Origin of the sequence: Actinomadura sp. NPDC049382 (assembly GCF_040677125.1) — a bacterium.
GTDB lineage: Bacteria > Actinomycetota > Actinomycetes > Streptosporangiales > Streptosporangiaceae > Spirillospora > Spirillospora geliboluensis.
Window position 1 is genome coordinate 85,765 of the sequence record NZ_JBFARO010000026.1, and the last position, 8,397, is coordinate 94,161.

Below are 8,397 nucleotides of genomic sequence, written 5' to 3' on the forward strand. Positions count from 1 at the left end.
GGATCGGTTGCACAAGGTTGCGGGAGCCAGATCACGGATGTCAAGAGTGCGTCTGAACCTTTTCGGCCCGGTGCCCCGGGACATCGTCCTGTGGCATGATGACTCCGCCAGTGGGATCGATTGCAGAACCGGAGCACGATGAGCGTCACCCTGAAGGACGTGGCCGCCGCCGCCGGCGTGTCCCGCAGCACCGCCTCCCGGGCGCTGAGCGGCTCGTCCTTGATCGCCGCCGAGACCCGGGCCCTGGTCGAGGACGCCGCCCGGCGGCTGGGCTACCGGCCGAACCGTGCCGCCAGCTCGCTGCGGTCCCGGCAGTCGCGCCTGATCGGGCTCGTCGTCGGCAACCTGGTGAACGCCTCGTTCCACACCATCGCCGAGGTCGTCCAGCGCCGCGCCGCCGCCGAGGACTACCAGATGATGCTCTACATCACCGACGCGGACCCGCGCCGCGAGGAGACCATCCTCAAGACGCTCGGCGAGCACGGCGTGGACGGCCTCATCCTGATCGGCACGGGGTCGAACGCCGCCGCCTCCAACGCCTTACTGGCGAGCGGCACCGCCGTCGTCAACCTCATCCGCGGCGCCGCCGAGAGCGCCGCCCCGACCGTGCTGGCCGCCGACCGCGACGGAGCGCATGAAGCGACCCGGCACCTGCTCGACCTCGGCCACCGCCACATCGGCTACATCGGCGGCCCCTCGGACACGAACTCCGGCCAGGAACGGTTCGCGGGCTACGAGCAGGCCCTGCGCGAGCGCGGGCTGCCCGTGGACGAGCGGCTGATCGAGCGCGGCCCGTTCGAGCCGGCCTTCGGCTCCGACGCGACCGGCCGGCTGCTGCGCCGCGTCCCGGAGATGACCGCGCTGCTCGCGGCCAACCACGAAGCCGTCTTCGGGGTCCTGCCGGCCCTCGTCGCCGCCGGCGTCGGCGTCCCCGACGACCTGTCCCTCATCTGCTACGAGGACATCAGCTGGCTGCGCTGGTGGCACCCTCCCGTCACCGTCGTCGACAACGGGGCCCGGGAGCTGGGCGAACTCGCCATGGACCTGCTCCTCCAGCAACTGGAGCGCCACCGCGACAAGCTCCCCTCCACCAGGAACGGCCGCACCTACCGCGTCGGCGCCCAACTCATCCAACGCGGCTCCTGCGCCCCACCACGAGACCGCCGAACCTCCGAAAACCCGCCCCCGGCCTAACGTCCGGTCGGCGGCGTCGTTGCCGTTGAGATTCCCGTGCCCGTGCGTGGGCGGCCCCCGCCGTCCACGCTGCTCGGTGCACGCGTTTTCCCACGCCGGGCAGGCGATCCCAGCGAGTGTTGGGCTTCCTTCAGCCTGACCAGCCACGTCCTATATCCACCACCCGCCGCTACGGGCACCGACCTGCGCGGAGCTAGGTGCTGCCGTGCGGAGGTGAAGGCGGCCTGCCATGCAGGTCGCCGTCTTTGTCGTGGTCTACGCACACCTAGGGACACCCCCGGGGGTATTTGGCGAATCGTCCGTCCGTCGGTTACCTTGGGCTCGTGGATACCCCAGGGGGTATCTGACGTGGCCTGATGGCCGCGTCCTGGTTCGAGTGGAAAGAGGCCCGATGAACGACATGCCCACGCGACTGGACGCCGCGAGCCTGCGCGCCCGGCTGGACGGCCCCACGCCGCCCCGCCTGCTCGACGTGCGCACGCCGGGTGAATTCGCCACGGCGCACATCCCCGGCTCCTACAACGTGCCGCTCGACATGCTCCGGGAGCACCGCGACGAACTGTGTCGCCACCTGGACGAGGACGTCGTGCTGATCTGCCGCTCCGGCGTCCGCGCCGGGCAGGGCGAGCAGGCGCTGGCCGAGGCGGGCCTGCGCAACACCCGCGTGCTGGAAGGCGGGATCACGGCCTGGGAGGCGGCCGGGGCACCCCTCAACAGGGACGGGCGCAACCGCTGGGACCTGGAGCGCCAGGTCCGGTTCGTCGCCGGGACGACCGTGCTGGCGGCCGTGGTGGGCAGCGTGGCCGTGCCCGGCCTGAAGTGGGTGGCGGCCTTCATCGGCGGCGGCCTGACGTTCGCGGCGCTCACCAACACCTGCGCCATGGGGATGCTGCTGGCGAAGCTCCCCTTCAACCGCGGCGCGAGCTGTGACGTCGGCACGATCAGCGCGCAGTTGGCGAAGGAGGGGCGACCGGCATGACCCTCGCGCTCACACTCGCCGCGGCAGTGCTGATCGGGGTCACGCTGGGGGTGTTCGGCGGGGGCGGTTCGATCCTCACCACCCCGGTGCTGATCTACCTGGCCGGGGTGGACGCCAAGCAGGCGATCGCCATGTCGCTGTTCGTCGTGGGCGTGACGAGCGTGGTGGGGGCCGTCCCGCATGCGCGGGCCGGGCGGATCCGGTGGCGCACCGGCCTGCTGTTCGGCTCCGCGGGCATGGCCGGCGCCTATGCGGGAGGCAGGCTCGCCGCGTTCATCCCCGCGAACGTGCTGCTGATCGCCTTCGGGATCATGATGACCGTCACGGCCGGGGCGATGCTCCGCGGCCGGAAGGAGCCCGAACCCGGCCACCGCGCCGGGAACATGCCGCTCGCCAAGATCCTCGTGGAGGGCGCGGCCGTCGGCCTGGTCACCGGGCTGGTCGGCGCGGGCGGCGGCTTCCTGGTGGTGCCCGCCCTCGCCCTGCTCGGCGGGCTGCCGATGCCGATCGCCGTCGGCACCTCCCTGCTGGTCATCGCGATGAAGTCCTTCGCGGGACTCGCGGGCTACCTGCAGAGCGTGCACATCGACTGGACGCTCGCCCTCTCGGTCACCGCGCTGGCGGCCGTCGGAGGACTGCTCGGCTCCCGGCTCGCGGGAAAGGTCGATCCCGAGCGGCTGCGCAAGGCCTTCGGCTGGTTCGTCCTGGTGATGTCCGTCTTCGTCGTCGCGCAGGAACTCCCCGCACAGGCCCGGCCGATCTTCCTGGCGGCCGTCGCCCTCGTCGCCCTCGCCGGGGCGATCACCTTGACCGTCCGGCGGTCCCGGCGCGGGACCGCCGCCCTCCCGACCCCCGATCCGCGGAAGGAAACCCAAGCGATGGAGACGCCGATGTACTTCGCCCAGCACTACCTGGAGTGCCTGTCCCAGGCGTCCTACCTGATCGGCGACAAGCGGACCGGACGCGCCGTCGTCGTCGACCCGCGCCGGGACGTGTCCGAGTACCTCGACGACGCCGCGGCGAACGGCCTTCACATCGAGGGCGTGATCAACACTCACTTCCACGCGGACTTCATCTCCGGCCACCTCGAACTGGCGGCCCGCACCGGGGCGTGGATCGGCTACGGCGCGCGCGCCGAGGCGGAGTTCCCGATCCGCAAGCTGCACGACCGCGAGCGCATCAGCCTCGGCGAGGTGACCCTGGAGATCCTGGAGACCCCGGGGCACACCCCCGAGTCGATCAGCGTCCTGGTCTTCGAGCACTCCGGCGACCGCACGCCCTACGGCGTCCTGACCGGCGACGCCCTGTTCATCGGCGACGTCGGCCGCCCCGACCTGCTGGCCTCCATCGGCGTCTCCGCCGACGAGCTCGGCAGGATGCTCTACGACACCGTCCAGCACAAGCTGATGGCGCTGCCCGACCAGACCAGGCTCTTCCCCGCGCACGGTGCCGGTTCGGCCTGCGGCAAGAACCTGTCGAGCGAGCTCCAGTCCACCATCGGCGCGCAGCGGCTCGGCAACTACGCCTGCGTGCCCATGGGCGAGCGGGAGTTCGTCGACATCGTCACCGAGGGCCAGCCCCCCGCCCCGAACTACTTCGGCTACGACGCGATCCTCAACCGCAAGGAGCGGGAGCTGCTGAAGGTCGAGGAGCACCTGCGTGAACTGCCGCTCGGCGACGTCCTGGCGCGCCGCGACGCCGGCGCGGCCGTCGTCGACGCACGCGACCCGCAGGAGTTCGCCGCCGGCCACCTCGTCGGCTCGATCAACGTCCCCGCCGACGGCCGGTTCGCCGAGCAGGCCGGCATGCTCATCGAACCCGGGCGGGAGATCGTCGTGATCGCCCCCGAAGACCGGGCGGAGGAGATCATCACCCGTCTCGCCCGGATCGGCCTGGACACGGCGGCGGGTTACCTGGCAGACCCCGAGGACGCCTTCACACGGGCGCCCGAGGGGAGCATCGCCCAGGCCGAGCGGGTCACCTTCGCCCAGCTGCGCGACGAACTCGGGGGCGCCGAGCCGCCGCTGCTCATCGACGTCCGCAACGCCGGCGAACTCGCGGACGGCAGGATCGAAGGCGCGGTCAACATCCCGCTGGCCGAGCTGCCCGGCCGCTTGGACGCGATTCCCGCCGACCGGCGGATCGTCGTCCACTGCGCGGGCGGCGCCCGCTCCTCGGCCGCCGCGAGCCTGCTGCGCCGGTCCGGCCGCACCCGGGTCGCCGACCTGCTCGGCGGCTACGGCGCCTGGGCCGCCGCCCACGCCCCGGCCTGACCGATACCCGCGCGTCCTGCCGGGCCCACCCCGGCAGGACGCCCACTACGGCTCCCACGTGCACAGCCATGTGGGAGCCGTCCCCTGCGTCCGGGAAGCCCGCACAGCGACAGATCGCCCATGGATTCCGACCGGGACGTCAGCGCGGCCAGTTGGAACAGCCGGCCCAGCAGGACGAGCCGGGCAGGTCAGCGACGGGCGAGCAAGAACGCATCGATGGCCGTGCGCGGGCCGGCATCGGTGGAGACCTCCCGCGTTCTCGGCTCCGCCCGCAGGACCTGGAGACCACGTCCCTCGATGTCCGATGCGGCGTCCTGTGCGGTGTACAGGACGGCGGGGTTCGGGGGTCCGCCGAAACCGTGCGCGAGATTGTCGCTGTCGTGGGCCACGACGAGCAGCAGCCCACCGGGCGCGACCGCGTCGGCCGCCGCGCGGAGGGCGTCGCGGCGCAGCCGCTCGTCCACCTGGAGGTAAGCGACGATCACAAGGTCGGCGCCGTGGCGGGCCGGGGTGTACTCCCGGAGGTCGGCTTCGACCAGCTGGACCCGGCCCGCGTGCTCGCCGAGCCTCCGCTCGGCGAGCGAGCGGGCGCGGGCGAGCCCGGCGGCGGAGAAGTCGACCGCGGTGACCGTCCAGCCGCGCTCGGCGAGCCACAGCGCGTTGCGTCCCTCGCCCGCGGCCAGGTCGAGGGCACGGCCCGGCGGCAGATCCGCCGCGACCTCCTCCACCCACCGGTTCGGCCCGGCCGACCAGACCAGTTCACTGCCGGCGTACCGGCGATCCCACTCGGCGCTGTCCACGTCTTCCTCCTCGACCGGCCTTGGACGCGGACCGAGGGCTCGGCCGCGTCAGGCGAGCGTCAGGAACAGTCTCTCCAACTGGGCCCGGTCGAGCTGAGCCTGCTGCGATCCGGCGTCCTCCTCGCGTGCCGCGCACTGTTCGAGGCCGGTTGCGATGATCTTGAACCCCGCGCGGTCGAGCGCCCGTGAGGCGGCGGCGAGCTGGTTGATCAGGTCGGCGCAGTCGCGGCCTTCCTCGATCATCTTGATGACGCCGCCGATCTGCCCCTGGGCGCGCCGGAGCCGCACGGCGACCCCGGCCAAGGACTCCTTGTCCAGTTCCATCGTCGCCGCCTCCCTTCTCAGGCGCTGTGCTTGTGCTGGTGCTCGGCGGCGTGGCGGCGCACCTCGTCCATGTCCACGGCCCGGGCCTCCTCGATCAGCTTCTCCAGGTCCGGCTCGCGCAGCGCACCGGGCTGGGCGTACAGCACGACCCTGTCGCGGATGATCATCAGGGTCGGGATCGAGGAGATCTGAAAGGCGGCGGCCAGCTCCTGCTGGGCTTCGGTGTCGACCTTGCCGAACACGATGTCGGCGTGCTCGTCGGAGACCCGCTCGTAGACGGGTGCGAAGAAGCGGCAGGGCCCGCACCAGCCGGCCCAGAAGTCGATGAGGACCATGTCGTCGCCGGCGAGCACGTCCTCGAAGTTCTCGCGCGTCAGTTCGATCGTGGCCATCACAGCCCCCTCTTACGGTTTGAAATACCCCTACGGGTATGAGAACAACCACTGGCCGTCATCGATTCCAGGCGTTCACATACGGGCAGGGGTACCACGAGGCGCGCGTACCGGCGCTTCCTGCTTCAGGGAACGCGGCCGGCAGGAAACCGCTCGGGGAGGACGATCACCCGGCACCTGCACAGGCCGTCGATGACGACGAAAGGACGATCTCATGGATTACGGCATGAGCATCAGACTGCACCAGCCCTTCGCCGAGGCCGTCGAGCGGGTCAGGGCGGCGCTGAGCGAGCAGGGGTTCGGCGTGCTCACCGAGATCGACGTGCGCGCCACGCTGCAGGACAAGCTCGGCGAGACGATGGAGGACTACCTGATCCTCGGCGCCTGCAACCCGCCGCTCGCCCACCGGGCACTGGAGGCAGACCGGCGGATCGGCCTGCTACTGCCCTGCAATGTCGTCGTCCGGTCCGAAGACGGCGACACCCTCGTCGAAGCGCTGGACCCCCAGGTCATGGTCACGGTGAGCGAAGAGCCCGGCCTCGAACCGGTCGCCGAGGACGCCGCCGGGAGGCTCACCGCGGCGCTGGAGTCCCTGAGCCGCTGAGCCCGCCTGTACGTCTTCACCCTCGCGGGCTCTTCCTGGGAACGTGCGGCGGCGGGGATGTCAGGTCGTCCAGGTCTCCAGGGCGAGCAGATCGCGCATCGACACCATGCCGACCACGCGGCCCTGGTCCTGGACCGGCAGGTGGCGGACCCCCGCGTCCAGCATCCGGCGGGCCACCTCGCGCGCGTCCTCCTCCAGGCCGGCGGTCTGGATCTGCTTGGACGCGTATGCCGCGGCCAACTGCGAGGCCGGTTCGGGCGAGGTCGCCAGCGCCTCGACGAGGTCGCGCTCGGTGATGATCCCGAGCACCTGCTCGCCGTCGAGCACCGCCAGCGCCCCGATCTCGTTGTCCCTCATCCATCGCGCCACGTCGACCAGCCGCTCATCCGCCGGGCAGCCGAAGACCATCGGACGGTAAACATTACTGATCTGCATTGTCCCCTCCATTGCATTGATCGAATTCAGCCCGTTCGAGGTTCGGCCGTTGAGACGGCCTGGGCCCCGCTCGTGCGGGTGCGCTTTTTCATTGCTCGTCCTGCCCCGGAAAGCGGCAGGCATGACGGCTACAAGGAGGGCAGACGGTCCGAGGCCCGTGCCTGCAGGACGCGGTCGATCAACAAGTGCAGGTGTGAGCGGAACCGCGTGATCTCCTTCGCGTCAAGGGTGTCGCGGTGGCCGTGCGGCAGCGAGGTGGTGCCGCGCCACGGCGTGGGCTTATCGCCGTGGTTGGGCACGCCGTAGGTGACGAACCCGGTCATCGCCCACACCAAGGTCCACAGCATGTAATCGACGTCGACGCCCCGGGACGCCAGTGGCCGCAGGGCGTTGCCGACCAGGTCGGTCAGCGGCCGTTCGTATTCGGACTCCAAGTCCGCGCTGCCGGCCGCGTCCCCCACCCACCGGTGCAGCCACAGCCGGGCCACGTGAGGGTTGGACAGATGAAAGTCCAGGTAGGTGTCGGCGAAATCACGGAGTCCCTCCACGGTCAGGCGCATGGACTCGACCGCGTCCTCCAGCATCTCCCGCTCGATGAGGTGCGCGCGCCGCATCACCTCGTGATAGAGCTCCAGCGTGCCACCGGTTTGTTGCAGCAGTGCGGCGGTGTCCACGCCGGCGGCCTCGGCGATCATGCCGCCGGTCGTGCCGTCGAATCCGAGGTCGGCGAACAGCCGGGTCGCGACCTGAATGATCCGCTCTCGTTCAGAACCCGCACCTGCGTTCATATCGACGCCCTATACCCGCCCGCATGGGCGCTGCACCCGTTGAGCCAGTACTCCCGCACGGGTGCGCGACCATGCGATTGAGAAGGTCACGATCTCCATTTGTTTCGGTAATGGCATTTGCGTCGCCCCTCTGTCGCCGGGTCAGGCCGAGGGGATGACGGCGACCGGGCAGCGGGCGTGGTGGATGACGCCGTGGGCGATCGAACCGAGCCGGGGCGCGGTCCAGCGGCGCTGGTGGGCGCCGACGACGAGAAGGCGCGCGTTGCGGGACGCGTTGGACAGCGCGGTCACCGGGTGCTCCAGGATGATCTCGTCCACGACGTCCACGCGCGGATACTTGGCGCGCAGCGGCGCGCAGGTCTGGACGACCTCGGCGCGCAGGTCCCGTTCGATCTGCTCGCCGTCGACGGCGTACCCGGCCTCGATGAGCGTGCCGAACGTCTGCCAGGCGTGCACGACGCGCAGCCGGGCGTCCCGCAGCGCGGCGGTCTCGAAGGCGTAGCCGAGGACGGCGCCGACGTCCCGCAGGAGGTCGATGCCGACGACGACCTCGCCGCGGTCGGCGGCGTCCCCGTGCACGATCACGACCGGGACGGTGGGGCGCGCGG

10 protein-coding genes are annotated in these 8,397 nt (G+C 71.0%); 4 read left to right on the forward strand and 6 right to left on the reverse strand.

Annotation, left to right across the window (positions count from 1 at the left end):
- Positions 1-138 precede the first annotated feature (138 nt).
- The 3 genes from AB0K34_RS18490 (at position 139) to AB0K34_RS18500 (ending at position 4,446) form a co-directional block, all read left to right on the forward strand.
- Positions 139-1,194, forward strand: coding sequence for a LacI family DNA-binding transcriptional regulator (locus AB0K34_RS18490; protein ID WP_364549881.1), 1,056 nt, complete (start codon positions 139-141; stop codon positions 1,192-1,194).
- Positions 1,195-1,585: 391 nt separating this feature from the next.
- Positions 1,586-2,173 carry a rhodanese-like domain-containing protein gene (locus tag AB0K34_RS18495; protein ID WP_364549883.1) on the forward strand — a complete coding sequence of 196 codons (588 nt, stop codon included), beginning with the start codon at positions 1,586-1,588 and terminating at the stop codon, positions 2,171-2,173.
- Entirely contained in the window at positions 2,170-4,446 is a 2,277-nt protein-coding gene (locus tag AB0K34_RS18500) for a TSUP family transporter (RefSeq protein ID WP_138635603.1), read from the forward strand. The genes AB0K34_RS18495 and AB0K34_RS18500 overlap by 4 nt, the downstream gene beginning before the upstream one ends.
- A gap of 188 nt (positions 4,447-4,634) precedes the next feature.
- Here the strand turns inward: AB0K34_RS18500 and AB0K34_RS18505 are convergent, their stop codons facing one another.
- Genes AB0K34_RS18505 through trxA form a run of 3 tightly spaced genes read right to left on the reverse strand, consistent with a single transcriptional unit; the run spans position 4,635 to position 5,962 of the window.
- On the reverse strand, positions 4,635-5,246 hold the full coding sequence (locus AB0K34_RS18505; protein WP_364549885.1) for a class I SAM-dependent methyltransferase: 612 nt from the start codon (positions 5,244-5,246) through the stop codon (positions 4,635-4,637).
- Positions 5,247-5,294: 48 nt separating this feature from the next.
- Entirely contained in the window at positions 5,295-5,570 is a 276-nt protein-coding gene (locus AB0K34_RS18510; RefSeq protein ID WP_364549887.1) for a metal-sensitive transcriptional regulator, read from the reverse strand.
- A 17-nt stretch (positions 5,571-5,587) separates the two neighbouring features.
- Positions 5,588-5,962 carry a thioredoxin gene (gene trxA / locus AB0K34_RS18515; RefSeq protein ID WP_138635600.1) on the reverse strand — a complete coding sequence of 125 codons (375 nt, stop codon included), beginning with the start codon at positions 5,960-5,962 and terminating at the stop codon, positions 5,588-5,590.
- A 226-nt stretch (positions 5,963-6,188) separates the two neighbouring features.
- Here trxA and AB0K34_RS18520 point away from each other — a divergent pair, with 226 nt between their 5' ends.
- Positions 6,189-6,566 (forward strand): DUF302 domain-containing protein, encoded by a 378-nt coding sequence (locus tag AB0K34_RS18520; RefSeq protein WP_364549889.1) that lies wholly within the window; start codon positions 6,189-6,191, stop codon positions 6,564-6,566.
- 60 nt (positions 6,567-6,626) lie between these two features.
- Here the strand turns inward: AB0K34_RS18520 and AB0K34_RS18525 are convergent, their stop codons facing one another.
- The 3 genes from AB0K34_RS18525 to AB0K34_RS18535 all read right to left on the reverse strand — a co-directional run.
- The gene (locus AB0K34_RS18525; RefSeq protein WP_138635598.1) at positions 6,627-7,001 is read right to left on the reverse strand and encodes a CBS domain-containing protein; all 375 of its coding nucleotides are present in this window, start codon (positions 6,999-7,001) and stop codon (positions 6,627-6,629) included.
- A 128-nt stretch (positions 7,002-7,129) separates the two neighbouring features.
- Positions 7,130-7,789, reverse strand: coding sequence for a TetR/AcrR family transcriptional regulator (locus AB0K34_RS18530; RefSeq protein ID WP_364549891.1), 660 nt, complete (start codon positions 7,787-7,789; stop codon positions 7,130-7,132).
- Positions 7,790-7,930: 141 nt separating this feature from the next.
- On the reverse strand, positions 7,931-8,397 hold a 467-nt coding region (locus tag AB0K34_RS18535), incomplete at its 5' end, for a universal stress protein (RefSeq protein WP_364549893.1).